33 protein-coding genes are annotated in these 24416 nt (G+C 69.4%); 13 read left to right on the top strand and 20 right to left on the bottom strand.

Going from position 1 to position 24416, the window contains the following annotated elements; all coding sequences use genetic code 11:
* Positions 1–37: 37 nt before the first annotated feature.
* Positions 38–193 (bottom strand): hypothetical protein, encoded by a 156-nt coding sequence (locus tag R8G01_17830; GenBank protein MDW3215862.1) that lies wholly within the window; start codon positions 191–193, stop codon positions 38–40.
* A gap of 123 nt (positions 194–316) precedes the next feature.
* Here R8G01_17830 and R8G01_17825 point away from each other — a divergent pair, with 123 nt between their 5' ends.
* Entirely contained in the window at positions 317–883 is a 567-nt protein-coding gene (locus tag R8G01_17825; protein ID MDW3215861.1) for a YceI family protein, read from the top strand.
* Between the two features lie 85 nt (positions 884–968).
* Here the strand turns inward: R8G01_17825 and R8G01_17820 are convergent, their stop codons facing one another.
* The 6 genes from R8G01_17820 to R8G01_17795 form a co-directional block, all read right to left on the bottom strand.
* The gene (locus R8G01_17820) at positions 969–1319 is read right to left on the bottom strand and encodes a Rid family hydrolase (protein ID MDW3215860.1); all 351 of its coding nucleotides are present in this window, start codon (positions 1317–1319) and stop codon (positions 969–971) included.
* A gap of 41 nt (positions 1320–1360) precedes the next feature.
* Entirely contained in the window at positions 1361–2944 is a 1584-nt protein-coding gene (locus R8G01_17815) for a 2Fe-2S iron-sulfur cluster-binding protein (GenBank protein ID MDW3215859.1), read from the bottom strand.
* On the bottom strand, positions 2880–3503 hold the full coding sequence (locus tag R8G01_17810) for a hypothetical protein (GenBank protein ID MDW3215858.1): 624 nt from the start codon (positions 3501–3503) through the stop codon (positions 2880–2882). The genes R8G01_17815 and R8G01_17810 overlap by 65 nt, the downstream gene beginning before the upstream one ends.
* A gap of 48 nt (positions 3504–3551) precedes the next feature.
* The gene (locus tag R8G01_17805; protein ID MDW3215857.1) at positions 3552–5144 is read right to left on the bottom strand and encodes a fasciclin domain-containing protein; all 1593 of its coding nucleotides are present in this window, start codon (positions 5142–5144) and stop codon (positions 3552–3554) included.
* Between the two features lie 90 nt (positions 5145–5234).
* The gene (gene erpA, locus R8G01_17800; GenBank protein ID MDW3215856.1) at positions 5235–5555 is read right to left on the bottom strand and encodes an iron-sulfur cluster insertion protein ErpA; all 321 of its coding nucleotides are present in this window, start codon (positions 5553–5555) and stop codon (positions 5235–5237) included.
* 52 nt (positions 5556–5607) lie between these two features.
* On the bottom strand, positions 5608–6309 hold the full coding sequence (locus R8G01_17795; GenBank protein ID MDW3215855.1) for a helix-turn-helix domain-containing protein: 702 nt from the start codon (positions 6307–6309) through the stop codon (positions 5608–5610).
* Between the two features lie 40 nt (positions 6310–6349).
* Between R8G01_17795 and R8G01_17790 the strand changes: the two genes are divergently transcribed.
* On the top strand, positions 6350–7561 hold the full coding sequence (locus R8G01_17790; GenBank protein ID MDW3215854.1) for a P-loop NTPase: 1212 nt from the start codon (positions 6350–6352) through the stop codon (positions 7559–7561).
* 12 nt (positions 7562–7573) lie between these two features.
* Here the strand turns inward: R8G01_17790 and R8G01_17785 are convergent, their stop codons facing one another.
* The 7 genes from R8G01_17785 to orn all read right to left on the bottom strand — a co-directional run bounded on the left by R8G01_17785 (position 7574) and on the right by orn (position 12403).
* The gene (locus R8G01_17785) at positions 7574–8434 is read right to left on the bottom strand and encodes an NUDIX domain-containing protein (GenBank protein MDW3215853.1); all 861 of its coding nucleotides are present in this window, start codon (positions 8432–8434) and stop codon (positions 7574–7576) included.
* A gap of 42 nt (positions 8435–8476) precedes the next feature.
* Positions 8477–9067, bottom strand: coding sequence for a TlpA disulfide reductase family protein (locus R8G01_17780; protein MDW3215852.1), 591 nt, complete (start codon positions 9065–9067; stop codon positions 8477–8479).
* Between the two features lie 65 nt (positions 9068–9132).
* On the bottom strand, positions 9133–9486 hold the full coding sequence (locus tag R8G01_17775) for a WhiB family transcriptional regulator (GenBank protein MDW3215851.1): 354 nt from the start codon (positions 9484–9486) through the stop codon (positions 9133–9135).
* Between the two features lie 152 nt (positions 9487–9638).
* Entirely contained in the window at positions 9639–9881 is a 243-nt protein-coding gene (locus tag R8G01_17770; protein ID MDW3215850.1) for a hypothetical protein, read from the bottom strand.
* A 217-nt stretch (positions 9882–10098) separates the two neighbouring features.
* Positions 10099–10464 (bottom strand): WhiB family transcriptional regulator, encoded by a 366-nt coding sequence (locus R8G01_17765; protein ID MDW3215849.1) that lies wholly within the window; start codon positions 10462–10464, stop codon positions 10099–10101.
* 230 nt (positions 10465–10694) lie between these two features.
* Complete coding sequence (locus tag R8G01_17760; GenBank protein MDW3215848.1) at positions 10695–11669, bottom strand: NAD(P)H-quinone oxidoreductase; 975 nt, start codon at positions 11667–11669, stop codon at positions 10695–10697.
* A gap of 80 nt (positions 11670–11749) precedes the next feature.
* A complete protein-coding gene (gene orn, locus R8G01_17755) occupies positions 11750–12403 on the bottom strand; it encodes an oligoribonuclease (protein ID MDW3215847.1) in 654 nt (217 codons plus the stop codon).
* A gap of 80 nt (positions 12404–12483) precedes the next feature.
* On the opposite strand from orn, the gene R8G01_17750 reads away from it, so the two are divergent.
* Positions 12484–13098, top strand: coding sequence for a poly-gamma-glutamate hydrolase family protein (locus tag R8G01_17750; GenBank protein ID MDW3215846.1), 615 nt, complete (start codon positions 12484–12486; stop codon positions 13096–13098).
* Here the strand turns inward: R8G01_17750 and R8G01_17745 are convergent.
* Positions 13088–14308 (bottom strand): M20 family metallopeptidase, encoded by a 1221-nt coding sequence (locus tag R8G01_17745; protein ID MDW3215845.1) that lies wholly within the window; start codon positions 14306–14308, stop codon positions 13088–13090. The two genes, R8G01_17750 and R8G01_17745, sit on opposite strands and share 11 nt — an antisense overlap.
* A 22-nt stretch (positions 14309–14330) precedes the next feature.
* Here R8G01_17745 and R8G01_17740 point away from each other — a divergent pair, with 22 nt between their 5' ends.
* The 4 genes from R8G01_17740 to R8G01_17725 are packed head-to-tail and all read left to right on the top strand — an operon-like array spanning position 14331 to position 16207.
* Positions 14331–14855 (top strand): NUDIX domain-containing protein, encoded by a 525-nt coding sequence (locus R8G01_17740; protein MDW3215844.1) that lies wholly within the window; start codon positions 14331–14333, stop codon positions 14853–14855.
* Positions 14856–14911: 56 nt separating this feature from the next.
* Entirely contained in the window at positions 14912–15142 is a 231-nt protein-coding gene (locus tag R8G01_17735) for a hypothetical protein (GenBank protein ID MDW3215843.1), read from the top strand.
* Entirely contained in the window at positions 15139–15498 is a 360-nt protein-coding gene (locus R8G01_17730) for a helix-turn-helix domain-containing protein (protein ID MDW3215842.1), read from the top strand. Before R8G01_17735 ends, R8G01_17730 begins: the two co-directional genes overlap by 4 nt.
* Positions 15499–15508: 10 nt before the next feature.
* Positions 15509–16207 carry an HAD family hydrolase gene (locus R8G01_17725; GenBank protein ID MDW3215841.1) on the top strand — a complete coding sequence of 233 codons (699 nt, stop codon included), beginning with the start codon at positions 15509–15511 and terminating at the stop codon, positions 16205–16207.
* Positions 16208–16315: 108 nt separating this feature from the next.
* Here R8G01_17725 and coaA read toward each other — a convergent pair whose 3' ends face one another.
* Positions 16316–17233, bottom strand: coding sequence for a type I pantothenate kinase (coaA, locus tag R8G01_17720; protein MDW3215840.1), 918 nt, complete (start codon positions 17231–17233; stop codon positions 16316–16318).
* A gap of 51 nt (positions 17234–17284) precedes the next feature.
* On the opposite strand from coaA, the gene R8G01_17715 reads away from it, so the two are divergent.
* The gene (locus R8G01_17715) at positions 17285–18646 is read left to right on the top strand and encodes an N-6 DNA methylase (protein ID MDW3215839.1); all 1362 of its coding nucleotides are present in this window, start codon (positions 17285–17287) and stop codon (positions 18644–18646) included.
* On the opposite strand, the gene R8G01_17710 is transcribed toward R8G01_17715, so the two are convergent.
* Positions 18606–19277 carry a zf-HC2 domain-containing protein gene (locus R8G01_17710; protein MDW3215838.1) on the bottom strand — a complete coding sequence of 224 codons (672 nt, stop codon included), beginning with the start codon at positions 19275–19277 and terminating at the stop codon, positions 18606–18608. The two genes, R8G01_17715 and R8G01_17710, sit on opposite strands and share 41 nt — an antisense overlap.
* A gap of 55 nt (positions 19278–19332) precedes the next feature.
* On the opposite strand from R8G01_17710, the gene R8G01_17705 reads away from it, so the two are divergent.
* From R8G01_17705 to R8G01_17685, 5 genes are read left to right on the top strand one after another with little or no spacing between them, the layout of a single operon-like run.
* Positions 19333–19908 carry a sigma-70 family RNA polymerase sigma factor gene (locus R8G01_17705; GenBank protein MDW3215837.1) on the top strand — a complete coding sequence of 192 codons (576 nt, stop codon included), beginning with the start codon at positions 19333–19335 and terminating at the stop codon, positions 19906–19908.
* Complete coding sequence (locus R8G01_17700) at positions 19905–20294, top strand: cytochrome c (protein MDW3215836.1); 390 nt, start codon at positions 19905–19907, stop codon at positions 20292–20294. The genes R8G01_17705 and R8G01_17700 overlap by 4 nt, the downstream gene beginning before the upstream one ends.
* Positions 20291–20911, top strand: coding sequence for an SCO family protein (locus R8G01_17695; protein MDW3215835.1), 621 nt, complete (start codon positions 20291–20293; stop codon positions 20909–20911). Before R8G01_17700 ends, R8G01_17695 begins: the two co-directional genes overlap by 4 nt.
* Entirely contained in the window at positions 20908–21309 is a 402-nt protein-coding gene (locus R8G01_17690; GenBank protein MDW3215834.1) for a hypothetical protein, read from the top strand. The genes R8G01_17695 and R8G01_17690 overlap by 4 nt, the downstream gene beginning before the upstream one ends.
* Positions 21306–22283 carry a hypothetical protein gene (locus tag R8G01_17685; GenBank protein ID MDW3215833.1) on the top strand — a complete coding sequence of 326 codons (978 nt, stop codon included), beginning with the start codon at positions 21306–21308 and terminating at the stop codon, positions 22281–22283. Before R8G01_17690 ends, R8G01_17685 begins: the two co-directional genes overlap by 4 nt.
* On the opposite strand, the gene R8G01_17680 is transcribed toward R8G01_17685, so the two are convergent.
* The 3 genes from R8G01_17680 to map are packed head-to-tail and all read right to left on the bottom strand — an operon-like array spanning position 22270 to position 24400.
* Positions 22270–22800, bottom strand: a complete 531-nt coding sequence (locus R8G01_17680) for a TlpA disulfide reductase family protein (protein MDW3215832.1) — start codon at positions 22798–22800, stop codon at positions 22270–22272. The two genes, R8G01_17685 and R8G01_17680, sit on opposite strands and share 14 nt — an antisense overlap.
* Entirely contained in the window at positions 22800–23363 is a 564-nt protein-coding gene (locus R8G01_17675) for a copper chaperone PCu(A)C (GenBank protein MDW3215831.1), read from the bottom strand. The genes R8G01_17680 and R8G01_17675 overlap by 1 nt, the downstream gene beginning before the upstream one ends.
* A 53-nt stretch (positions 23364–23416) precedes the next feature.
* On the bottom strand, positions 23417–24400 hold the full coding sequence (gene map / locus R8G01_17670) for a type I methionyl aminopeptidase (GenBank protein MDW3215830.1): 984 nt from the start codon (positions 24398–24400) through the stop codon (positions 23417–23419).
* Between the last annotated feature and the right edge of the window lie 16 nt (positions 24401–24416).

Here is a 24416-nt window from a genome sequence, read left to right as displayed (position 1 = left end):
CCCGACCGTTCATCGGCGACCGCGAGCCGTCCGACGGTCAGTCGTCGAGGTCGAGCAGCTCGCTGCCCTCGTGGCGGACCTCGCCGTCACGCTGCAGGACGAAGCCGACGATCGCCGAGGCCACCCCACCGCTCATGAGCACGAGCGTGGGAAAGATCAACAACACGACGACGATTGCGATCGCTCCGGCCATGCCCGAAGCGTAGCCGCCGCCGGGACGGCAACGAAGTCCGCCGTGATCGGCCGGAATACGGTGTCCGTCGAGGATCGGACGATTTAGTTGCGTTAGCAATGTTTGCGTGATACTTTTACTTGCATGAGCAATCAACTCCCCCTCACCTCCGGTCGCTGGACGATCGATCCCTCCCACACCGACGTCGGCTTCACCGTCCGTCACCTCGGTCTGGCCAAGGTCCGTGGCCGCTTCGGCGACGTCTCGGGTTCCGTCGAGATCGGCGACGATGTCACCAGCACCGCCGTCGAGGCCGTCATCGCCCTCGGCAGCGTCTCGACCGGGAACGCCGACCGCGACGGCCACCTGCTCTCGAGCGACTTCTTCAATGCCGAGGCCAACCCGACCATGGCGTTCCGGTCGACCGGCGTCTCCGGTCAGGCCGAGGACTACACGCTGGCCGGCGAACTCACGATCAACGGCATCAGCCGCCCCGTCGAACTCGACGTCGAGTTCTTCGGCACGAGCGAGTTCCCGATGGACCAGTCGACGCGGGCCGGCTTCACCGCCACCGGCGAGCTCTCCCGCAAGGACTTCGGCATCGAGTTCAACATGCCGCTCGGTGGCGACAAGGTCATGATCTCCGACAAAGTCGCACTCGAGCTCGACGTCCAACTGGTGGCCCCCGCCGCCGACCGCGTCAACGCCTGACACCCCGTCTCGGCACCGCCGACGACACCGCCACACGAGCTCCGGCCCGGTGCCCCTCGCGGGCCCGGGCCGGTGCTGTGTCCGGTCAGCCGTTCGGACGGTGGGCGACGGCCTCGATCTCCACGAGCCCGTTGGCGGGCAGTTCGCGGACCGCGATCGTCGAGCGCGCCGGCCGATGCGAACCGAACCCACCGATGTAGGCCTCGTTGAACGTCGCGAAGGCGTCCATGTCGACCAGGAAACACGTGGTCTTCACCACGTCGTCGAGCGAAGCCCCCAGGCCCTCGAGCTGCCCGGCGAGGTTGGCGACCGCCTGCGCGGTCTGCGCAGCCACCCCACTCGCCAGTTGGCCGTCGGCCATGCCGAGCTGACCGGAGACGAAGATGAAGTCGCCGGCGCGGACGGCAGGCGTGTACGGACCGAGTGGCTTGCTCATGGCGCCGACGGTAGTCGGCCCGGAGCCGGGCGCGCGTCGGGTCAGTGGTCGGTCGGCCAGCGCGGGGCGAACCCGGTTGCGGACCACGCCGCAGCGGCGACCGCGGCGACCACGGCGTCGCTGCCGTTGACCGGCTCGGCGTCGCTCTCGATGACCTCGACCTCGACCGCGGGCATGTCGACCGCTCGGAGGATGCCGAACGAGCGGATCGTGAGGTCGTGCGGCACACCTGCGTCGTCGACCGACAGCCCCTCGGACCTCACCCAACCCAGCGCCATGTGGGCGGCACCGACGCAATAGCTCCGCAGCACGACGGCGTCGAGGACCGCGCCGCACGACACGGAGACGTGGATCGACCCGCCGTCGTCGAGCACCGCCGTCGCGCGAGCTCCGTCGGGGGACTCGACCGAGAACTCGGGGCCCGGCTGCAGCGAGGCGAGCAGCGTCGCCGCTTCGGCCCATCCGGCGCCGCGCAGCGCGACCGAACTCGGCGGACCGGCGACGTCGAATTCGACGACCTCCAGGTGGGGGGATGCCGCGTGGATGCGTTCGACGATGCCGTCGCACCGCGCCACGTGGATGACGCCGGTGCCGTCGGCCCGGACGCCCGCGGCGACCGGTGGGCGTTTGGGCCCGGTGATCACGACATCCTCGCGGGTGCTGAGCACGCGGACGGGACGACCGTGCTCGTCGGCCAGACGGCGAGCGATCGTGCCGAGCTCACCGTCCTGCTTGCCACCGAAGGCGCCACCGTTGCCGTGCGAACTCATCGGCTCGCCTCCGGGTTCGCACCACGACGCGTCGGGTTCGAGGTACCCCGGCTCGACCCACGTGGTCTGCAGCGTGCGCACCCACTCCCCGGTCGGGAGGTCGAGCGGCCAGGCCAGCGGCGCGGTCGTGCGACGGCCCTGCACCTTGCCGCTCGCGAGGCGTGCCTCGTGGAGTGTGTCGCCGACCACCCATGATCCGTCGACGGCTCGAACCGCGACGAGGGCATCGGGCGGCGCTGTGTCGTCGGCGAACCCGCCGCGCCCGAGCGCGACCTCGGGCCCGACCGTCTGAGCGACGCCACCCTCGAGCTCGGCTCGACGCGCCGCATCGACCTCCGACCGATCGACCACGACCGGCTCGTGAACCTGCACCACCGACTCGACGATCGGCTGCCACCCGGTGCACCGGCACAGGTGTGCCAGCATCGCCTGGCGCACCGCGTCGGGCGACGACCGCTTGGCGTCGGGCAGGGCGGCCGCACGCATGATGATGCCCGGCGTGCAGAAGCCGCACTGGCTGCCACCCCGGTCGCAGAACGACGCCGCCCAGCGGTCGGCGTCGGGTAGGCCCTCGATCGTCGTGACCGATCGGCCACGGACGCGAGCGACCGGCGTCACGCACGAGACGCGTGGTTGACCGTCGACCCAGACGGTGCAGCAACCGCACTGACCCTGCGGACTGCACCCGTCCTTGACGGAGTGCATGCCGAACGACTCCCGCAACGAGTCGAGCAACGACCCCGACGCCGGTGCCTGCACCTGGTCGCCGTTGAGTTCGAACTCGACCTGGTCAGCCGACAGGGCGACCACCGTCGAGCCGATCGGTGAGCGCGACGAACTCGTCCCAGAGGCCACTGGCGAGCAGGGTGGCCTGCTGCGGCCAGGTACCGGGGTCATGCGCCTTGAAACGCTGTCCGGCGTCGTTGAGCATCGTGCGCAGGAGCGAGACCTCGGTCTCGGCGAGATCGGACCACGTTCGGATCCCGATGCCGTGACAGAGTTCGGCGATCTTCGGGCCGATCCCCTCGACGACGGTCAGATCGTCGGCCACGATCCGGCTGCCGATCACCGCAGCAGCCGCATCGAGATCGGGCGCCGAGACGTCGGGCACGGCCGGAGCCGGAGCCGGCTCGGGCGTCGGGGTCGACAGGAGCTGCTGCACCGGCGTGGACGCCGGCCCATCGGCGGCGATCTCGGCCGCGACGGGCCGGCTCGGTGCATCGACGGTGTCCAACTCGGCGACACGCCGACGGAGCCGTTCGAGTTCGTCGCGCTCGGCCGTTCCGAGGTTGGCCGCCCGGGCCCGTTCGACCTGCCGTTTGGCGGCGACGCTGCGCAGGAGCCAACCGATCACGATGCCCAGCAGCACGGCCAGGAGCACCCAGACGAGCCCCTTCATCAGTGTGTACGGCATCAGATCTCCACCTCGGTCGTCTCGTTCAACATGCTGCCAGGTGCGACATCACGTTGTCGTCACCACGCGGAATTCGACCCGGCGGCTGGCGTTCTTGTCTTCGACACCTTCGACCACAATCGGTCGATCGCTGCCGAAGCCCACCGCGTCGACCGCCTCGGGCGAGAGCCCGCGCTCGATCAGGGCGGCGCGCACCGCCTCGGCCCGGTTCTGGCTGAGTTGCAGATTCTCGATCGCCTGACCGTCGCTGTCGGTGTGGCCCTCGACGGTGATCGAGATGCCGCCGAACGACAGTGCGTCGTCGGCGACCCGATCGATGATGGGGATCGCCGACTCGGACAGCACCGCAGAACTGGGTTCGAACAGGATCGGATTCTCCGTCACGAACGCGTTGAGCTGCGCCTCGAGGTCGTCGGCGTCGTCCTCCGACGCGTCGGGCGGGTCGATGAGGTCGGCTTCGACGCCGACGGCCGCCGCGGCAGCGGTGAAGGCGTCACGGCCGGCCGGCGAACGCGGGACGCCATTGGCGTAGAGGTCGGTGCCGTTGAACCCGGATTCACCCGACAGGAGGTTGTCGGGCATCGCACGTACGAGTTCACCGAGCTGGGCCGCCGTGCCGGCCTCGACGCCCGTGTCGGGGTCGACGGTGAGCTGATCCGTGACACCCCCGGTACCGACGGCTGCGACCGCGGCCGCCACGATGGCCTGGCGCTCGACCTCGCTGGCGACCACGCCGGTGAGCAACATCGAGCTGCCGTCGTACGTGATCGCGGCAGGTGCCAGCTCGGTGTCGCGCTCGGCGAGCACATCGGCCGACAGCAGCACCTCGTCGATCACGTGGACCACGCCGTTGCTGGCCAGGATGTCGGTCGAGACCAGGATCGCACCGTTGACGGTGACGACGTCGTCGGCCGAGATCCGCAGCGTGTTGCCGTCGCCGGCCATGAGGTCGCCGTCGACGAAGTCGGTGGTCGTGTAGGTCCCCTCGACGACGTGGTGGCTCAGCACCTCGGCCAACAGCGTGGGATCGTTCTGCAGCCGGCTGAGCACGTCGGCGGGTACGGCGTCGAACGCGGTGTTGCTCGGCGCGAACAGTGTGATCGGGTCGGACGACCGACCGATGTCGGTGTCGGCCAGGAGGACGGAGAGGAATGCCAGGTCGGGGTTGGCGGCGACGATGTCGCTCACGGTGACCAGGTCGGCGTCGGGGTTGGTGTCGCTCGGGTCGGTCGCCGCGACCGTGGTCGCGACCCGGGTCGTCGCCGTGGTCGTCTCGGCGACCGCGTCGTCGGCCTCGACCGAGGCGTCGTCGCCGGTCGAAGCGGCCGTGTTGACGCGACACGAACGGTCGAGTTCGATCGCCCGCACACCGCGGACGTCGTAGGCGGCCGCGCGCGCCGATTCGGGATCGTCGAGCGGCGCGGTGCAGGTCAACGTGCCGTCCTGGCCGGAGAACGAGGCCGTGAGGCCGGCGAAACCGGCGGCAGCGAGCTCGGTGGGGACCCGCTGCTCGAGATCGGATTCGATGCGGCCGTTGAAGATCGGGGCACCGATCACGTACAGCGCGCCGGTCGCGAGGGCCCCGAGCCCGAGGATGCGGCGGCGATAACGCGACGCAGGCTGGGTGGACGGGGACACCATGGGGGTCACCATCTCAGAGGGTCAGCATCGGTTGCAACCTCGTCAACGGAGTGCAACACAAACGTCGGCGAACCGACGCGGCAGATCAGGTCAGGAGAAACTCTGCCCGCAGCCACACGTGCGCGACGCGTTCGGGTTGGTGATCGCAAAACCCGACTGGTCGAGCCCGTCCTTGTAATCGAGTGTGGCTCCCTGGAGGAGCTGAGCGGACGCCGGGTCGACGACGACCTTGGCCTCGCCGAAGCTGGCCTGCTCGTCGTCACCGGCGATGTCGCCGTCGAAGAACATCTCGTACGAGAAGCCGCTGCAGCCGCCGGGACGAACCGCGACACGGAGTGCCAGGTCCGCGGCGCCTTCGGCGTCGAGGAGTTCCTTGACTTTGGAAGCGGCGGTATCGGTCAACGTGATCATCGTCATCCCCTTTGCGGAGTCGCTGGGTTCGAGTAGAAACTCACCGATCAGCCTACCGGCTGACGTCACCGACGGTGACTTGGCAGGGCGTTCGGTCGACCACGGTGCAGAACGACCGGACCTCGGTGTCGCCCATCTGCCCGACGAAACCGGCGATCAGGCCGTGGTGCAGACTGCACACCAGGTCGGGGTGCGCCACCGCCAGATCGCCGAAGGGACAGTTCGCGAAGGCGATCACGGCCGCATCCGGGTCGTCGGCGTCGTCGGACACCACCGGGTCGAATCCGAGCATGTCGAGCTCGGACACGATCGCTTCGAGGCTCGATGGCGCGGCGCTGAACCGCTCGGCCCGCACCGCGCCCTCGCTGTCGCCCACCGCTCGGGCGTCGTCGGCGCTCGCCCCGAGCCGCTCGGCCATCGACAGCACCATCCGGGCGAGCACCGGCATCACCGGTGGTTCGAGGCCGAGCGACGGCGCGTCGGCTGCCAACGAATAGCGATGCTGCGGCCGACCGATCTCACCGCGACCGCCGACCTCGACGACGACCAGCCCGGCGTCGCGCATGCGCTCGAGGTGCGGGCGCACCGTGTTCGGGTGCAGCTCGATCGTGTCGGCGACCTCGGCGGTCGTCAAGGGCTTGGTCGCCCGTGCCAGCTCGAGGTAGATCGCGTAGCGCGTGTTGTCGCCGAGCGTCTTGAACAGGTCGAGCCGGGCCCGGGGGTCCGGAGACATCTGCGCAGGAGGCACGGCCATGACCCGAGATTACACGGCTCCGGCCGGTAAAATGATCGACATGTCCGACTCCACGTCAGCAGCACCGCCGACACACGACGAGGTGATGGCCGTGCTCGGCACCGTCATCGATCCCGAACTCGGGTCGGACATCGTCTCGCTGGGCATGGTGCCCGGCGTCTCGGTCGACGACGACGGCGTCGTCGAGGTCGGCATCAAACTCACGATCGGTGCGTGCCCGCTCCGGGCCGACATCAAGCGCGAAGTACAGGAGCGCGTCGGCCTGCATCCCGGTGTGAGCGACGTGACGATCAAGTGGGGCGAGATGAACGCCACCGAACGGTCCGAGGTCATGAGCAAGGCCCGCTGGAACGCGCGGGGCAACGCCCCCGACACCGAGATCCCGCTCACCTGCCAGGTGCTCGCGGTCGCCAGCGGCAAAGGCGGCGTCGGCAAGAGCTCGGTCACGGTCAACCTGGCGGCGGCGCTGGCCGCGGCCGGCCACACCGTCGGTGTGCTCGACGCCGACATCTGGGGCTTCTCCGTTCCACGGCTGCTGGGCATCAGCGACCGGATGGAAGCCGAGACGGTGCCCGGCTCCGACAAACCCAAGATCATCCCGAACGAACTGCGCGTCGGCGACGGCCTGCTCAAGGTCGTGTCGACCGGTTTCCTCGTCGACGAGTCGACCGCGCTCATGTGGCGCGGCCTGATGCTCACCAAGGCGGTCGAGCAGTTCCTGGCCGACGTCGCCTGGGGCGAGCTCGACTACCTGTTGATCGACATGCCGCCCGGCACGGGCGACGTGCAGATGGGTCTCGCTCGGCTCCTGCCACGCACGTCGATGGTGATCGTCACGACGCCGGCCATCGCGGCGCAGAAGGTCGCTCAACGTGCCGCCGACATGGCCAAGCGCAGCTTCCTGCCCGTCGTCGGCGTGATCGAGAACATGAGCGCGTTCACGTGCGATCACGGCGAGACCTACGCGCTGTTCGGGTCGGGCGGCGGTCAGGCCCTCGCCGACGACATCGGTGCACCGCTGCTCGGCTCGGTCCCGCTCGAACCCGCGGTCGCCGCCGGCAACGACGCCGGTCAGCCGGTCGCGGTCGCCGACCGGAGCGCCGCCGCGCAGGTCTTCCGCGACATCGCCGACCGGATCGCCACCGACATCGCACCTCCCGACGCGGGCGACGACGTCGACATGGCCGGATGCTCGGCCCGCCTCCTCGATGCGGTGTCGGCCGCGTTCGACGAGCACGACACCACCACCTGATCACACCGCACCTCAGCGCGGTGCACCGATGACGAACTCGGGTTCGGGCAGATCGTCGTAGCCATCGTCGCCGCGGCGCAGGATGCCGACCATCCTGCCCTCGTCGTCGAGTCGGATCTTCGGCAGCACCGTCTCGGGAACGCCGACGGCGGCGGCCGCATCCATGGCCGAGTCGGCGTTCGGGTGCGGCCGGAGGAACTCGAGGCTCACCACCGTCGGCGGGAACATCTGCAGCTCACCGGCCTCCCACATGCGGAGGGCGTCGGCCGGACGGACCCACAGGCTGGCGATCGTCTCGCCGTCGTCGTGCAGCGGTTCCTGCGCGTCAGGGGCGCGCGCGACGAAGAAGCGGGTGTCGAAGCGGCGGCGCTCGCCGACGGGGGTGACCCAGTGGTCGACGAGGTGCATCCGGTCGACCAGGAGCATCAGGCGCTCGCGTTCGCAGAGGTCGGCCAGCGACAGGCTGCCGTCGTGCACCTGGTGGCGGGCCTCGTTGAACCGGGCGGCCACCTCGGGATCGTCGAACCGGATCACGTCGTCGGCGTCGACCGGTCGGGCGAGCAGCACCCCCGCCTCCTCGAAGCACTCGCGGATCGCCGCGACCAGCCACGCCAACCCACCGTGGTCCATGCCCATCCGGGCTGATGCCGGGCCGTCGTCGAGTCCGTCGCAGATCGGCTCGAACACGTCACCGTGGTCCGCGTCGTCGACCTTGCCGCCGGGGAACACGTACTGGCTGCGGGCGAACGCCGCGCCGTGCGTGCGCTGCAGCATGAACACCTCGAGCCCGTCGTCGCCGTCGCGGACGAGCATCACCGTCGCGGCCGGGCGGACGGGGATCGTTGCAGCGAGTACGGACGGTTCGGTGGTCACGTCGCGACGGTACCCAAGACCCCCACCGGGTGGAGAGCCGGGTCAGAACAGTTCGTCGATGCCGGCTCGCAGGTCGTCGGCGTCGATCTCACCCGTCTGGCGCAGGATCCGGCCGGCCTCGTCGACGAACAGCGTGACGGGGAACGCGATGACGCCGATCTCGGCGGTGAAGTCGCGGTCGGGGTCGCGCCACAGGTCGTACTCGACCCCGCGCTCGCCGGCGAAGCGCTGCATCGCGTCGACGGTGTCGAACGGGTCGATCCCGATGAATCGGACACGATCTCCGACCTCGGCGTGCACCGCCGCGAAGTCGGACAGTTCGCGCCGACACGGCGGGCAGTTGGCGAACCACAGGTTCAGGATCATCGGTGTGCCGCGATGGTCGGAGAGCCGCACCTCGGCTCCGTCGGTGTCGAACATGACGACGTCGGGCACCGTCTCACCCGACACGTCGGCGTTCACCCCGTCGATCGGCTGCTGATAGACGCCCGGCTCGTCGAGCAGTACCTCGCCGTCGACGTCAGGCTCGTCGTCGAGCACGCCGGCGAACCAGGCGCCACCGAGCACGGCGACGGCGGCTGCGCCCAACCCGGCGCCGCCTGCGGCGAGCACGGTGCGGCGCGACACGTCCATGGTCGACAGGCTACGGGGTCCCTTCGGCCCCGGAACCGCGTGAGTTCCGGGGCCGCTCCGGGGGACTATGCGACGGGGATCGGGTCGTCGTCGTTCTCGACCACGCCCAACTCGTCGACGATGACCGGAGGCCGCGGCCTCTTGGGAGGTCGGCCACCGGGTCTCTTGTTGGCCACGATTCGTCCGCCGGAGAGCAGTTCTCCGCCCCAGACGCCCCACGGTTCCTCCCGTTCGATCGCCTCGTCGAGGCACGATTCGGCCAGGGCGCACTTGGCGCAGATCGCCTTGGCTCGAGCGATGTCGAGGACGTGATCGGAGAAGAAGAGCGGCGTCAGGGTGCCGTTGCCGTCGGCGCAGCGCGCGACCTGAACGGTGGAGACGGAGGTGTCGTCGATGGCCTGGAGCTGGATCATGTTCATGGTGCTGTCTTTCTGGTTCGTGTGGTGCTGATTCGGTGGTTGGTGTGGTTGGTGTGGTTGGTGATGCATGACCTGGACTCGTGGCCGAAAAACGCAAAAGGCCGCCGGGTTCGGAACCCGGCGGCCTCGGTGTGAGGTAGTTCGACGTTTCGTTACGTCGACCTCGTTCCGAGGTGCCGGGCAGGGCGCTTGATCGTGTGCTTCGCGACCTGGGTGCCGGTGGTCTCGCCCATGTAGGCAGCGCAAGCGCCCGAGAAGAGACCGGTGGTACCGCCGAAGGCCGGAGCGGCCGAACCGAGACGCCAGTTGCCGCCCGTGTTCGGGACGACGACGTGGGACGCGACGGCAGAGCGCGGGCGATCCAGGACCTGGCGGTTCGGCAGCAGCGTGACCATCGGTTCGTCCTTTCTCGTCGTGTCGTTGTCGTGTCGGCGGGTGTTCGTGCAGCGCACGCGGACGTGCGCAGCAGGCTCCAGTGGAGCACGCTGCGCACGTTCACGTCAAGGAGGTTTCCGCGGGGGACGTGCGGACACCTCCGAGCTTCGATCCGGGCCCGCCCGCCCGGAACGTCTCGGCGGTCGGTCGGACCTCCGCCAGGTGCCGACCGACCGCTCAGGCCACCAGGTGTGGTGGCACCGGGACCTCGTCGACGACGAGGACCGGCTTGGGGTGCTTCGGGGGGCGGCCGCGGCCCCGCTTGATCGCCACGACCACCCCCTCGACCAGGAGTTGTCCGCCCCAGACGCCATACGGTTCGGCTCGATCGAGCGCATCGTCGAGGCACGTCGGGGCGAGCCCGCACTTCCCGCAGATCGCCTTCGCCCTGGCGATGTCGAACTCGTCGTCGGAGAAGAACAGGTGGGTCAGCGTGCCGTTGCCGTCGGCGCAGCGGGCAAAGCTCGACCGGGCTGGTTCATCCATCGCCGGATCGACCTCCGTGTCGGCCAGATCGGTGATGGTGATGTCGAGCAGCGTCATGGTTGCCTCCGGTGTTGCTGAGCGGACCGTTGCCGCTCGGGTCGAACACACAGAGACGAGAACACTGTTGTCTGATACGCGTCCTGCGAGATTTTCTTCCGAACGGCCGCGGAGGGCGTTCGGGGTGGGGTGGTCGGCGGTGGGAGCGGTGCTGTTGTCACACCGGTCCAGAGCGGGATCCGACGCACACCTCGCGCTTTTCCGCGCGGATTTCGCGGCGTACCGGAAGGTCAGACGTCGATCAGGATCTTGCCGACGTTCGCGTCGGCCTCCATGTGGCGATGCGCGTCGGCGATGTCGTCGAGCGAGAACCGGGAGTCGATCACGGGACGCAGCGAACCGTCGGTGAACCGAGGGAGCATCTCGGCGATGAACCGCTGCGAGAGCGCCGCCTTCTGCTCGATCGGGCGGGCCCGGAGCGTCGTGCCGATCCAGTGCACCCGCTTCACGAGCAGGAGGCCCACGTTGACGTCGGTCTTGGCGCCGCCCATCAGACCGACCTGGACGATCGTGCCCTGCGGAGCGATCACGCTCAGGTTGCGGTCGACCTCGGCACCACCGACCACGTCGAGGATCGTGTCGACGCCACCCGGGAGCTCCGCCCGGAGGACCGACGACCAGTCGGCCGGCGATCGTTCGAGCACGAGGTCGGCGCCGAGCTCACGACAGGCGTCCATCTTGCCGGCCGAGCACGTGACCGCGATCCGCGCGCCGATCGCCGAGGCGATCTGGATCGCGGCCGTGCCGACACCTGACGCGCCGGCGTGCACCAGCGCCCAGCGGCCGGTCGCCAACCCGCCCTGGACGACGAGTGCGTCCCACGCCGTGAGGAACACCTCGGGGATCGCGGCGGCGTCGGCCAGATCGATGCCGTCGGGGATCGGCAAGGCCTGACGCTCGTGGGTGGTGACCAGTTCGGCGTAACACGCCCCGGCCTCGATACCCATGACCCGGTCGCCGACCGCCCAGAGCCGGACCCGGTCGCCGACGGCCTCGACCGTCCCGGCGTACTCGAGCCCGGGGATCTCGTGGGAGCGCCGTTGCGGGTCGGGGTAGCCACCGGAGCGCTGGAGCGTGTCGGCCCGGTTGATCGCCGTGTGGGCGACCCGCACCAGGATCTCGTCGGGGCCGGGTACCGGGTCGGGGACCTCGGTCACCTGCAGCACCTCGGGTCCGCCGTACTCCTCGATCACGACTGCGCGCATGGCGCCAGTGTGCCGCCTCACCGGTCGCCGTGGCGAACTCGATCGAGGTCGGCGACGTCGGGAGTCGGATCGGGCCCTCGCTACTCGGAGGAGGACTCGAGCGGTGCGGCGTCGGCCCCGGGCTCGGCGGTCTCGGTATCGGCCCCGGCCTCGGCGGCCTGCGCCGCCTGCATCACGGCGAGCCGCCGTGCGACCTCGTCGGGTTCGCAGAACACCAGCGTGCGGTACAGCTGGAGCTCGGACACGCTCTCTCGGATGTCGTCGAGCGCCCGATGGGCCCCCTGCTTCCAGCCGCGCTGGGTGAGCACGTCGGGATGCCAGCGCCTCACGAGTTCTTTGAGGCTCGACACGTCGACCGACCGGTAGTGGAGGTGCTCCTCGATCTCGGGCAGGTACGCGGCGAGGAATCGACGGTCGGTGCCGATCGAGTTGCCGCACAGGGGCACCGTTCGGGCGACCGGTGCGTGTTCCCGGATGAAGGCGAGCGTCGCCGCGCCCGCCGCTTCGAGCGTGATCGTCGACGCCCTGATCTGGTCGAGCAGCCCCGACTTCGTATGCATGTCGACGACGAACGGATCCATCCGGGCGAGCACGTCGTCGGGTTGATGAACCACCAGGTCGGGACCCTCAGCGACGACATCGAGGTCGTCGTCGGTGACCAGGGTCGCGATTTCGACGATCACGTCGGACGTGTGATCGAGCCCGGTCATCTCCAGATCCATCCACACCAGCATCGGGCCGACTCTAACGGCAGCACCGATGGGGTTGGACCGCCCCGGTGCGGTTCGCACGGGTCCCGTGGCACGATGGCGACATGGCAACGCCCACGTTCGCGGAGCTCCTCGCGCTCGACGGCGTGCGGGAGGAGCTCGAACTGCGGGGCTCGTTCGGGTTCATGGCCTACCACGGCGGCGGTCTCGAGGAGACGACCGACGTCATCGCTCGCGCCGCCGCCGAGCGGAGCGGCGCCAGCTACTACGGGGTGCTCCACCCGCCGCACTGGGAGCTGCATCTGCCGTCGACCCGGGTCGCTCCGGCCGACTCGGCGCGCCTCACCGAGTTCATCGGCCACGTCGACATCGTCGTGACCGTCCACGGGTTCGGTCGACCGGCGCTGATGACGTCGCTGCTGCTCGGCGGACAGAACCGTCGTCTCGCCGGGCACGTCGCGGGCCACCTCCGGCGGGCGTTGCCGGCCTACGACGTGATCGACGACCTCGACGCGATCCCCAAGGAGCTGCGCGGCGTGCACGACCGCAACCCCGTGAATCTCCCGGTCGAGCAGGGCGTGCAGATCGAACTCCCGCCGCGTGTGCGTGGATCCAGCCCGCTGTGGTGGGACTGGGAGGGTGGCCTGACCCCGCACACCGAGGCGCTGATCGACGGCCTCGCCGCCGCGGCGTCGACGTACGCCGCGCTCAGTCGTTGACGCCCAGGTGGCGGAGCGCCATCTGGGCGTACATCTCCACACCGGTCGTCATGGCGTCTTCGTCGAAGGTCACCAGGTTGGAGTGATTCGCCGGCGCCGTGGCGGGATCCCGGTCGTGCGCCGTCCCGCCGAGGAACATCATCGCCCCCGGGATCCGATCGAGCACGTACGAGAAGTCCTCCGCCGCCATGATCGGGTTCGGCAGTTCGATCACCCGCTCGTGTCCGATCGACGCCCGAGCCGCGTCGAGCGTGAACGATGCGAACTCGTGCTGGTTCGAGGTGACCGGGTAGCCGAGCACGACCTCCGGTTCCGCGGTGGCGCCGTGCGCTTCGGCGATCTTCTCGGCGACCCGACGAAGGTGGTCGTGCACGCGGGCCCGGGTCTGCTCGCTGAACGTACGGATCGTGCCATTGATCTCGGCGACGGCCGGGATGATGTTGGTGGTGGTCCCGGCGTGGATCTGGCCGACGGTCACGACCGCCGGGTCGAAGGTGTCGATCCGGCGCGTGATCATCGTCTGGAGGGCGATCACGATCTCGCACGCGATCGGAACCGGATCGATCGCCTGGGACGGCGCGCTGGCGTGACCACCCGCTCCGTGCACGCGGATCGTGAACTCGTCGGCCGACGCGAGGATCGGGCCACCCTTGGTGGCGACGAGACCGGTCGGCATCGTCGACGTGATGTGGAGGGCGAATGCGCCAGTGACCGGTGACTCGGTGCCGTCATCGAGCGGCGGCACGTCGAGCAGCCCCTCGTCGAGCATGTACTTGGCGCCGTGGTGCCCCTCTTCGCCCGGTTGGAACATGAAGAGCACCCGACCGGGGATCTCGTCCCGGTGCGCTGCGAGCAGCTTGGCCGCCGACGAGAGCATCGCCGTGTGGGTGTCATGTCCGCAGGCGTGCATCCGGCCGTCGACGCGAGAACTGAAGTCGAGCCCGGTGTCCTCGTGCAGCGGCAGCGCATCCATGTCGCCGCGCAGCAGCACGGTCGGCCCAGGCCGCCCACCGGTCAGCAGTGCGGAGACACCCGACGTCGTCTCGTGCAGCGTCAGGTCGAGCGGCAGGCCGTCGAGCGATTCGAGCACGCGCTCACGGGTGAGCGGCAGATCGTTGCCGACCTCCGGTCGCTCGTGGAGTGCCCGCCGCAGCGCCACGGTGTCGCGCTGCAACTCCACGGCTTCGTCTCGGAGCGTGTCCAGCGTCATCGCCGCATGGTAGGCCCTTCCCGTGGACGCGTGCGCAGCGGGCCCGGGGGCCGAACCCGTCGAGTGGATCGACGACGACGGGCGCGTGCTCGGCATCGTCAGCCGTGCCCGAATGCGCCGCGAGAACCTGCTCCACCGATCGGTCGCGATCGTCGTCGTCTCCACCGATGGACGGCTGCTCGTGCAACGACGCGCCGACACGAAGGATCTCCACCCGGGGTGGTGGGACATCGGGGCCGGGGGTGTCGTCGGTGTCGGCGAGCCCGACGACGTGGCAGCGGCCCGGGAACTCGCCGAGGAACTCGGCGTCCACGACGTCGAGCTGATGCCGATCGGCCACGGCCGCTTCGACGACGACCGGTCGAGCGAGCTCGCTCAGGTGTTCCTCGCTGTCTCCGACGGCCCGTTCGAGTTCGCCGACGGCGAGGTCGCCGAGGTTCGTTTCGTGACCAGCGACGAACTCCGGGCGCTGATGGCGACCGTGCCGTTCCTGCCCGCCTGCGAGGCCATGCTGCTGCCGATGATCGCCGGGTTCGGCCCGGGCTGACCAACGTCGTCGGCTTCCTGGCGCACGCCGTCGGCTCCGTCACGTAACCTGACACCGTGCAGCGGGTTGAGTTCACGATCGAACCCTTCAACGAAGGCGAGCCCGGCGAGCACGTGACCGCACCCGCCGCGGCCCTCCGGGCGACGGGCCTCGACATCGAGGTCGGCCCGTTCGGGTCGGCCTGCGTCGTCGAGGACGACCGAGCCGGCGAGGTCGTCGCGACCGTCGTCGGGATCGCGCTGCAGCACGGCGCCACCCATATCAACGTCGACGTGGCGGCGGGATGAGCGAGATGCACCCGGTCGTGCGGGCGATCAAGCCGGTCGTCGACGCCGTCGGCGCGACGATCGTGCCGGCCGACCAGCGAGAACCGGCCGACGTCCCGCTCAACTGGGAAGGCGAACTCATCGGAGCGGTCAGGATGCCCCCGCTGCACGGTGCGCTCGACCGGCTGATCGACACCGTCGAGGCCGAACTGGGCGGGCCGCTGCCGGCACTGTCGCGCGAAGACAAGCAGCGCGCCGTCCGTCTGCTCGACGAACGGGGCGCCTTCATCCTCCGCCGCGCGGTCGAAGACGTCGCCGACGCGATGGGCGTGAGCCGCATCACGATTTACAACTACCTCAACGCGATCCACCGCTGATCGGTTCGACATGACACGCGGGGAGGCCTTCGAGGTCGTGGGGTTCGATGCCGACGACACGCTCTGGCGGAGCGAGGAGACGTTCCGCGAGGCCGAGGAGATGTTCATCGAACTCGTCGCCCCGCACGCGCCCGACGGCGTCGACGTCACCGATGCCCTCCACGCGATCGAACGCGACAACGTCTCGGTGTCCGGCTACGGCGTCAAGGCGTTCGCCCTGTCGATGGTCCAGGCCGCGGTCACGGCGACATCGGGACGGGTGCCGTCGGCGGTGATCGGTCGGCTGGTCGACCACGCCCACGACATGCTGATGCAACCGGTCGAGCTGCTCGACGGCGTCCCCGAGACACTCGCTGCGGTCGGTCGCACCCATCGGTTGGTCCTGATCACGAAGGGCGATCTCGTCCACCAGACCCGCAAGATCACGACCTCGGGCATCGAGCACCACTTCGAACACCTGTCGGTCGTGCTGGAGAAGGACCCGGCCACGTATCGCCGCGTGCTCGGCGAGTGGGATGTCGACCCGACGACGTTCCTGTTCGTCGGCAACTCGGTGCGATCCGACGTGCTCCCGCTGCTCGAGATCGGTGCGCAGGGCGTCCACATCCCGTATCACGTGACCTGGGAGCACGAGGTCGTCCGACATCACGACGGTGGTTTCGACGAACTGGCATCGATCCGCGATCTCCCGTCGTGGTTGTCGGCGTGACGGCCGAGCCCGACGACACCGCCGGGTTCGACGCCGCCGACGTCCGCGACGCTCCCGATCGCCCGGTCCGCGAGTGGGTCCACCTCGCCGGACGACGCTGACGCCCGGTCACAGTTTCCGGAGCGAGACCTCGCTCACCCGGTGGTCGCGTTCCTTCCGGATGATCAGTGACGCCCGAGCGCGGGTCGGGGCGATGTTCTCGCGCAGGTTCCGTCCGTTGATCGCCGCCCAGATCTGTCGAGCGGTCATCTCGGCCTGCTCGTCGGTCAGGTCGGCGAAGTTGCGGAAGTAGCTGCCGGAGTCGCGGAACACCGACTCGCGCAGGGCGAAGAACCGCTGGACGTACCAGTCTTCGATGTCGGCCACGTCGGCATCGACGTAGATCGAGAAGTCGAAGTAGTCGCTGACGAACTCGGCACCCTCACGGTCGACCTGCAACACGTTGAGCCCCTCGACGATGACGATGTCGGGACGGCGCACCACGACGGTCTCGTCCGGCAGGATGTCGTACGCGACGTGGTCGTAGACCGGGGCGGCGACCTCGGCCTCGCCGCTCTTGACGGCCCGGAGGAACGCCAGGAGCGACCGCGTGTCGTAGCTCTCGGGGAACCCCTTGCGGTCCATGATGTTGCGCTCGGCGAGCACCGAGTTCGGATACAGGAAGCCGTCGGTGGTGACCAGGTCGACCTGCGGATGATTCGGCCAGCGGCTCAGCAGCGCCTGCAGGATGCGGGCGAACGTCGACTTGCCGACCGCCACCGAACCGGCGACGCCGATCACGTACGGCACCCGCGGGGACATCGACCCGAGGAACGTCGCCGACACCCGCTGCAGGTCCTGCACGGCGCTCACGTACAGGTTCAGCAACCGGGACAGCGGTAGGTAGATCGCGACGACCTCGTCGAGGTCGATGCGCTCGTTGATGCCCTGGAGCGAATCGAGATCGTGTTGGCGCAGGGTGAGGGGCGTCGCCGCGCGCAGCACCGCCCAGTCGTCGCGGCTGAACGTCAGGTACCGATCGGGCACCGCCACAACGTAGTGCCCGCATTCGATCCGGCCCCGTGTCAGCATGTCGGGATGCCCGCTCCGACCGATGCTCGCAAGCAGTTGGGCGCCTGGTACACGCCACCCGAGTTGATCGACATCGTCCTCGACGGCGTGCTCGACGGAGTAGCCGCGTCTCGCGATCGCCCGATCACGGTCGTCGACCCCGCGTGCGGCGACGGCCGGTTCCTCACGGCGATCGGCGACCGCATCGCCGCCGCCGGCGGCACCTCGGCACTGGTCGGTTGCGACATCGATGCGAATGCCCTCGCAGCGATCACCGACGAGCGGATCCGCCGGATCCACGCCGATGCGCTCACCCACGAGTGGGGGTCGTTCACCGCTGACGTCGTGATCGGGAACCCTCCGTTCCTGTCGCAGATGGCGGTCGACACGACCCGAGGCGGGCGCAGCCGGCACGGCGGTGGCCCCTACGCCGACGCTGCGGTCGAGTTCCTCGCGTTGGCGACGCGCCTCGCCCGGCCCGACGGCGGCCGGGTGGGTCTGGTCCTCCCACAATCGGTCCTCGGTGCCCGCGATGCCGAACCCGTGCGACGTCAGGTCGGCGAGATGGCACGACTGGCGTGGTCGTGGTGGTCGCCGTCGCAGCGGCACTTCGACGCGAGCGTGAACGTGTGCGCGATCGGGCTCGAGCGCCCGGCGACGTCACCGATCCCTCCGGCCGCATGGACCGGCGTCGTCACCGAACGACTCGGCGTGCCGTCGCTCGGCATCGCGGCGTCGGCCACATCGGGCACGCTCGGCGACCGGGCCGACCTGAACGCCAACTTCCGCGACGAGTACTACGCCTTGGTGCCCGCCGTCAGCGACGACGCCGACGGCCCGCCACTCGTCACGAGCGGGCTGATCGATCCGGGCGAATGCCACTGGGGGCGCCGCCCGGTCAGGTTCGCCAAACGCGACTTCGACCATCCGCGCGTCGATCTCGGACGCCTGACCGGTCGGTTCCCGGCCTGGGCGGAACGCAAGCTGGTCCCGAAGGTGCTCGTCGCCAACCAGACCCGGATCATCGAGGCCGTCGCCGATCCCGACGGTGCGTGGTTGCCCGGGGTGCCGGTCACGACGGTGACACCCACCCAGGGGCACGACGTCTGGGAGATCGCCGCCGTCCTCACCTCACCGATCGCCTCCGTCGCTGCGTGGCAGCACGGCGCCGGCACGGGGTTGTCGACCACCGCGGTCCGCATCGGGCCGACGTCGCTCGCCGCGACGCCCTGGCCGGCCGGGTCGCTCGAACCGGCCGTCGACGCACTCCGCGCCGGCGAGGTCGTCGCCGTCGGCCGCGCCGTGTGCGAGGCGTTCGGCGTCGGCGGGACGGCGGCCGAGCACCTCGTCAGTTGGTGGACGCAACGACTCCCCGGCGACCGAGGTTGACGGCGCGCTCGACACGATGCCACCCCGGCGACCCGGCGACCATCCACAGCAGCACCATGCCGACGAGTTCGGCGACATGAGCGAGTTCCGACACCGGCGACCGGTCGCCGCTGAACACGTCGAACATCGCACCGGCGAACATCGATCCGAACAGCGCACCCGCGAACGGTAGGAGCCCGGCGGCACGATGCGGACGCCATGCCACGAACAGCAGGCCGAAGGCGAGCGCCAGGGTCGACGCGCCCACGTGGCGCGCCACGTGCGTGGGCGTGCCGTCGAGCTCACCGAACACGAGCGGCGCCACGCTCTGGCCGGCCAGCACGACACCGCACCAGGCCAGCGCCGGCCGCAACCAACCGCCGCGACCGAGGCGCGCCGGCCTGGACCGCTGCATCACGGCATCGACGAAGCGGGGGTCGAAGTCGACCGCTCGGACCCGCGTCGAACGGGCGAGCGACACCACGTCGGCGCGATACGAGGTACACGCTGCACACCCAGCGAGGTGGACGTCGAGCATGTCAACGTCGTGGCCGAGCAGTGCGTCGTCGGCCTCCGCGGAGATCAGTTCGCGCGCCGATTCGCACGACAACGGCTGCCCGGCGGCGGCATCGGATCCTGTGTGTCGTCCCATGATGTGACGGTCGTCCCTGCCGACCGCGCGGTTCCCGCGGCACAATGATTGCCTGATGGACCGGCTCACGCGACTCCTGCTCGACGCCCAGGGCGGCGACGAGGCGGCGCTGCGCCAGTTCATCGCGGAGACGCACCACGACGTGAGCACCCTGTGCCGGTACCTGGGCGACCGCGACAACGCCGACGATCTCGCCCAGGACACCTACGCCAGAGCGATCGCCTCGCTGCACCGTTTCCGGGCCGAGGGCCCCGCCAAGCACTGGCTGCTCACGATCGCCCGGCGCACGTGCGCCGATGCCACCCGTAAACGGATCCGACGGCGCCGTCTCGAGCGGCGGGTCACCGGCCTGGCTCGCGACGACATGTCGGCGCCGGCATCCGATGCGTTCCACCCCGAGTGGGCGGAACTCCTCGATCAGCTCGACGACGACCGCCGGGCGGCGTTCGTGATCACTCAGATCAACGGCCTGCGATACGACGAAGCAGCCGAGGTGCTCGACGTCCCGATCGGCACGATCCGCTCTCGCGTCTCGCGGGCGCGCGAGCAGTTGATCGGTGCGCTCGCTGCGACAGAAAACCCCGACGAGGCGGAACTCGACGACCGTCGCCGACGACCGGGTCTTCGATGAATCGAACCATCACCAGCCTCGCCGCGCTCGGTCTCGCACTCCTCCCCGCGTGCGGTTCCAACGATTCGGCGGCCGAGATCGATCTCCCACCCGCCGCCGCCGAGGGGCGCGACGTGTTCCGCAGCAATGGCTGCGCCGCCTGCCACGGCTCGGACGCCGGCGGAGGCGTCGGCCCGCCGTTGGCCGGCCTGTTCGGCACCGAGGCGTCGATCCAGGGCCAGGACCCCGTCGTCGCCGACCGTGCGTACCTGGTCGAGTCGATCGTCGACCCGGGCGCCAAGCTGGTCGAGGGCTACAACCTGCCGATGCCCACGACGAATCTGTCCGACACCGAGGTCGACCAACTCGTGGCCTACATCGAGGCGCTCGCGGTGGTGACCCCGTGATCCGTCGGATCGCAACGATCGCTGCATCCGCCGTCCTGCTCATCGCCTGCGGGGGCACCGACGACCTCACCGCCGCCGATGCCGGCGACGGCGGCGAACTCGCCGGCTACGTCCGCGAGCCGGCGCCCGAGGTCGGCGAGTTCGAACTGCCCGATCTCTCCAACGGTGGCGAGCCGTTCGCGCTCCGGGCCGAACCCGGCGAACTGCTCGTCGTCTATTTCGGGTACACGAACTGCCCCGACTTCTGCCCGACCACGCTCTCCGACGTCCGGCTGGCCCGCCGCGAGCTCGACGACCCGTCGAAGATCGACGTCGCCATGATCACGATCGATCCCGACCGCGACCTGCCGATCCTCGCCGAGTACATCGGCGGCTTCTTCCCGGACGACGGGCACGCACTCGGCACCGACGACGCCTCGCTGCTCGCACGGGTGGCAGCTCCCTTCGGGACGTCGTACGACGTGGCGACCAACGCCGACGGTGAGATCGAGGTCGGCCACCGCACCGACCTGTACGCGGTCGACGACCAGGGCCGGCTCGCCCTGACCTGGCCGTTCGGCGTGACGAAGGATGCGCTCGCCGCCGACTTCCGACAGTTGCTGGACGGTGAGACGTGACCCGGTGGCAGCGTCTCCTGCTCGTCGTCCTGGTGCCGCTCGTCGTGGTGGGCGGTCTGTTGATCGGCCGTGCGATCCGACCGGGCGACGACAGCACCGGTGTCGGCATCGGCAGCGCCGCCGACGTCACCGCCTTCGAGTACGACTACTTCATCCCGGCCGGTACCGCCGACCGGATCGACGAGGGAGAACAGGTCGACCTCGTCCCCCGCGAACTCACGGTCGAGGTCGGCGAAGCGATCCGGATCATCAACGCCGACGACGAAGGGCACATCGTCGGCGTGTTCTACGTCGGCGCCGGTGAGACGCTCACTAAACAGTTCACGGCACCCGGCGAGCTGTCGGGGAGCTGCACCGTGCACTCCGCCGGCGAGTTCACCCTGCGCGTCCGAGCATGAAGTGGCTGGCGGCCGCCATCGGCCTCACCATCGCGATGACGCCGACGGTCGCGCACGCCGATGCGGCCGGCCCGACCGACTACCGCACCACCATCGTGTCGGTCGCGCCGTCGATCGACGGACTCGTCGTCTCGATCGAGGGCGGCGACTCGTTCGTCCGCCTCACCGCGCCAGGCGACGCCGAGGTGATCGTGTACGGATACGCCGGTGAGCCGTACCTCAGGTTCGCGCCGGACGGGACCATTTCGACCAACCGGCTCTCGGCCGCCACCTACGAGAACGAGAACCGGTTCGGTGTCAGTGAGGTGCCGCCGTTCGTCGACTTCCGGGCGGAACCCGAATGGCAGACCGTCGGCTCGGGTCGCACCTGGGCGTGGCACGACCACCGGTCGCACTGGATGGCACCGGAACCACCGATCGGGTTCGAGCCCGGCATGTCGCTGCCCGTCCAGACGATTCCGATCACGGTCGACGGCCGTCCCGTCGGGATCACCGTCGAGACCACGTTGGTGGCCGCTCCGTCATGGTGGCCGACGGCGGTCGGAATCCTCCTCGGTCTGCAGCTCGTCCTCCTCGGCTGGTGGCTCGGTCCCGCGACCGCAACGCTCATGACACTGCTCGTGGCCCTGGCGGCGTCGGTGACCGGGGCCGCCCAGTACCTCTCGCTCCCGAGCGAGACCGGCCCGCTCATGGTGTGGTGGATCATGCCGACCGTCGCGCTCGTCGCCGGTCTCGCCGCGATCGCCACCTACGGGCGTTCGGAACTCCTCATCCGCGGCCTGCTCGCGCTCAGCGGGCTCCAGCTCGCATTGTGGGCCTTCGGTCGCCGGGACGTGTTCTCCAAGCCGGTGTTGCCGACCGATCTGGTGTTCTGGTTCGACCGAGCGACCACCGGTGCTGCACTGGCGGGCGGGACGGCGATCGCGCTGCTCTCGATCAGGTCGTTGCTCGTCGGGTCGATCAGCCGGTCGTGACGCCCAACGCCGCGTCGATCGCGTCGTTCAACCCGTTCTGATCGAGTGGGCCGAGGTGGCGCGTCGTGACGACGCCATCACGGTCGATGACCACCGTCACCGGCATCGCCGTGGCCGACAGCGCGACCGAGACATCACCGTCGAGGTCGGCGAACTGGTCGTAGGTCGCGCCGATGTCGTCGATGAACCCCTGTGCGTCGTCGAGGTCTTCGCCGATGTTGATCCCCACGAACCGGACGTCGTCGCCGCGCGCCTGATGGACCTCTTCGAAGTCGGGGATCTCGGCACGGCACGGGGCGCACCAGGTCGCCCACAGGTTGATGACGGCCGGCCCGTCGATCTGCGCGAGCGACGATTCCTCACCCGACGCCAGCGAGATGAGATCGACGTCGGGGAGCCGGTCGCCGTCGGATGGCGCGTCGACGGTGACGTCGGCGCCATCGAGTGCGGACGGCTCGGACGGGTCGCCCCCACACGATGCCAGCACGAGCGCCGCGCCGGCGGCGACCAGGCGCATCACGGGGCGGTCTCGGCGACCTGCACCGTGATCGTGACGTCGTCGGCGTTCCGGAAGTCGAGGGTCAGGTCGAATTCGTCACCGACCTCGAGCGGGTCGGCGAGCTCCGGCAGCATCACGTGGTAGCTGCCGGGTTCGAACGACACGGTCTCGCCGGCGGTCAGCGCGAGCCCGTCGGGGAGCTCCCGCATGCTCATCTGACCACCCTCCATGTCGCCCATGTCGTCCATGTCGCTCGTGTCGCTCATGTCGTCGGAACCCTCCGACATCTCCGTGTCGTCCATGTCGTCCCCGCTCATGTCGTGAGCGTCCTCGGACGTGTCCATCGAGCCATCGACCATCACGACTTCGTGGATCTCCGCCCTCGATGCCACCGACGCCGGCACCGAGGCGCCGATCAGGGCGTCGTCGTCGGCGACCGTCAGATCGAAGTACACCGCACCGGAGGTCTGGGTGGGCGCACTGGCGCGGGCCCAGGCGCCGGCGACCGTCACATCGTCGTCGGAGCCGCACGCGGTCAGCGCGATGGCAGCGGTCAGGAGCACGGAAACGGATCGCTTCATGACGGAGTGGTCGCCCCGAGCGGACGATGAGTTCCCGGCGCCGGCGATTTCGGTCAGCGGTTCCAGGGCGCCGTCGGCGAGACCGCCCCGTCGCCGCCGGTGAGTACCTCGACGCCGTCGTCGGTGACCAGGCAGGTGTGCTCGTACTGCGCGGTCCACTTGCCGTCGGCGGTGACGGCGGTCCAGTCGTCGTCCCACATCTTGTGCTGCCACGTGCCGAGCGTGATCATCGGCTCGACCGTGAAGGTCATGCCGGGCCGCATGATCATCGAGTTGCGGGAGTCGTAATAGTGCAGCACCTGGATGTCGGTGTGGAACTGTTCGCCGATGCCGTGGCCGACGAACGCTTTGACGACACCGAGCTTGTGGGCCCGAGCGTGATCTTCGATCGCACGGCCGACGTCGCTGATCGGGCGGCCGGGCCGGATCGCCTCGATGCCCTTCCACGTGCACTCTTCGGTGAGCCGGACGAGTTCGCGGTGCTCGTCGCTGACGTCGCCCATCAGGAACATCGCGTTGGTGTCGCCGTGGACACCGCCGACGTACGCCGTGCAGTCGAGGTTCATGATGTCGCCGTCCTGGATCACCCGGGAGTCGGGGATGCCGTGGCAGATGACCTCGTTGGCCGACGTGCAGAGGCTCTTGGGGAAGTGGTTGTAGTTCAGCGTGCTCGGATAGGCGTCGCGCTCGATGTACAGCTGGTGGCAGTACTCGTCGACCTCTTCGGTGGTCATCCCGACCTGCATGAACTCGCCGGTCAGACGGAGGATCTCGGCACCGACCCTGCCCGCGTGGCGCATCTTCTCGATGATCTCGGGGGTCTTGACCCGTTCTTCGTCCCAGTAGACCGGCTCACCCGTCTCGGCCCAGTTGGGTCGGACGATGTGGTCGGGCACCGAACGCATCGGCGAGACCTCACCCGGGAGCACGCGCCCCTCGAGCTTCTTGTGGCACCGCTTGTACTTGCGCCCGCTCCCGCACCAGCACGGTTCGTTGGCCTGCGGGGTCACGTCGGGCGGCTGCGAGAGGGTGCGCATTCAGGCCAGTCTACGA

This window comes from Ilumatobacteraceae bacterium (genome assembly GCA_033344875.1).
GTDB lineage: Bacteria > Actinomycetota > Acidimicrobiia > Acidimicrobiales > Ilumatobacteraceae > Ilumatobacter.
This window is presented reverse-complemented; position numbering and strand designations above follow the sequence as displayed.

Excerpts from the sequence above, each read along its gene's own strand:
- R8G01_17765 (MDW3215849.1), bottom strand. The coding sequence starts at position 10,464 with ATGACGCTGCTCGACATCACCATCACCGATCTGGCCGACACGGAGGTC.
- R8G01_17830 (MDW3215862.1), bottom strand. The coding sequence starts at position 193 with ATGGCCGGAGCGATCGCAATCGTCGTCGTGTTGTTGATCTTTCCCACG.
- R8G01_17795 (MDW3215855.1), bottom strand. The coding sequence starts at position 6,309 with ATGGCCGTGCCTCCTGCGCAGATGTCTCCGGACCCCCGGGCCCGGCTC.
- R8G01_17730 (MDW3215842.1), top strand. The coding sequence starts at position 15,139 with ATGAGCGAGATGCACCCGGTCGTGCGGGCGATCAAGCCGGTCGTCGAC.
- R8G01_17745 (MDW3215845.1), bottom strand. The coding sequence starts at position 14,308 with ATGACGCTGGACACGCTCCGAGACGAAGCCGTGGAGTTGCAGCGCGAC.
- map (MDW3215830.1), bottom strand. The coding sequence starts at position 24,400 with ATGCGCACCCTCTCGCAGCCGCCCGACGTGACCCCGCAGGCCAACGAA.
- R8G01_17750 (MDW3215846.1), top strand. The coding sequence starts at position 12,484 with ATGGCAACGCCCACGTTCGCGGAGCTCCTCGCGCTCGACGGCGTGCGG.
- R8G01_17770 (MDW3215850.1), bottom strand. The coding sequence starts at position 9,881 with ATGGTCACGCTGCTGCCGAACCGCCAGGTCCTGGATCGCCCGCGCTCT.
- R8G01_17725 (MDW3215841.1), top strand. The coding sequence starts at position 15,509 with ATGACACGCGGGGAGGCCTTCGAGGTCGTGGGGTTCGATGCCGACGAC.
- orn (MDW3215847.1), bottom strand. The coding sequence starts at position 12,403 with ATGCTGGTGTGGATGGATCTGGAGATGACCGGGCTCGATCACACGTCC.
- R8G01_17760 (MDW3215848.1), bottom strand. The coding sequence starts at position 11,669 with ATGCGCGCAGTCGTGATCGAGGAGTACGGCGGACCCGAGGTGCTGCAG.
- erpA (MDW3215856.1), bottom strand. The coding sequence starts at position 5,555 with ATGATCACGTTGACCGATACCGCCGCTTCCAAAGTCAAGGAACTCCTC.
- R8G01_17820 (MDW3215860.1), bottom strand. The coding sequence starts at position 1,319 with ATGAGCAAGCCACTCGGTCCGTACACGCCTGCCGTCCGCGCCGGCGAC.
- R8G01_17775 (MDW3215851.1), bottom strand. The coding sequence starts at position 9,486 with ATGAACATGATCCAGCTCCAGGCCATCGACGACACCTCCGTCTCCACC.
- R8G01_17715 (MDW3215839.1), top strand. The coding sequence starts at position 17,285 with ATGCCCGCTCCGACCGATGCTCGCAAGCAGTTGGGCGCCTGGTACACG.
- R8G01_17680 (MDW3215832.1), bottom strand. The coding sequence starts at position 22,800 with ATGCGCCTGGTCGCCGCCGGCGCGGCGCTCGTGCTGGCATCGTGTGGG.
- R8G01_17685 (MDW3215833.1), top strand. The coding sequence starts at position 21,306 with ATGAAGTGGCTGGCGGCCGCCATCGGCCTCACCATCGCGATGACGCCG.
- R8G01_17705 (MDW3215837.1), top strand. The coding sequence starts at position 19,333 with ATGGACCGGCTCACGCGACTCCTGCTCGACGCCCAGGGCGGCGACGAG.
- R8G01_17710 (MDW3215838.1), bottom strand. The coding sequence starts at position 19,277 with ATGGGACGACACACAGGATCCGATGCCGCCGCCGGGCAGCCGTTGTCG.
- R8G01_17700 (MDW3215836.1), top strand. The coding sequence starts at position 19,905 with ATGAATCGAACCATCACCAGCCTCGCCGCGCTCGGTCTCGCACTCCTC.
- R8G01_17805 (MDW3215857.1), bottom strand. The coding sequence starts at position 5,144 with ATGGTGTCCCCGTCCACCCAGCCTGCGTCGCGTTATCGCCGCCGCATC.
- R8G01_17825 (MDW3215861.1), top strand. The coding sequence starts at position 317 with ATGAGCAATCAACTCCCCCTCACCTCCGGTCGCTGGACGATCGATCCC.
- R8G01_17810 (MDW3215858.1), bottom strand. The coding sequence starts at position 3,503 with ATGCCGTACACACTGATGAAGGGGCTCGTCTGGGTGCTCCTGGCCGTG.
- R8G01_17675 (MDW3215831.1), bottom strand. The coding sequence starts at position 23,363 with ATGAAGCGATCCGTTTCCGTGCTCCTGACCGCTGCCATCGCGCTGACC.
- R8G01_17780 (MDW3215852.1), bottom strand. The coding sequence starts at position 9,067 with ATGGACGTGTCGCGCCGCACCGTGCTCGCCGCAGGCGGCGCCGGGTTG.
- R8G01_17790 (MDW3215854.1), top strand. The coding sequence starts at position 6,350 with ATGTCCGACTCCACGTCAGCAGCACCGCCGACACACGACGAGGTGATG.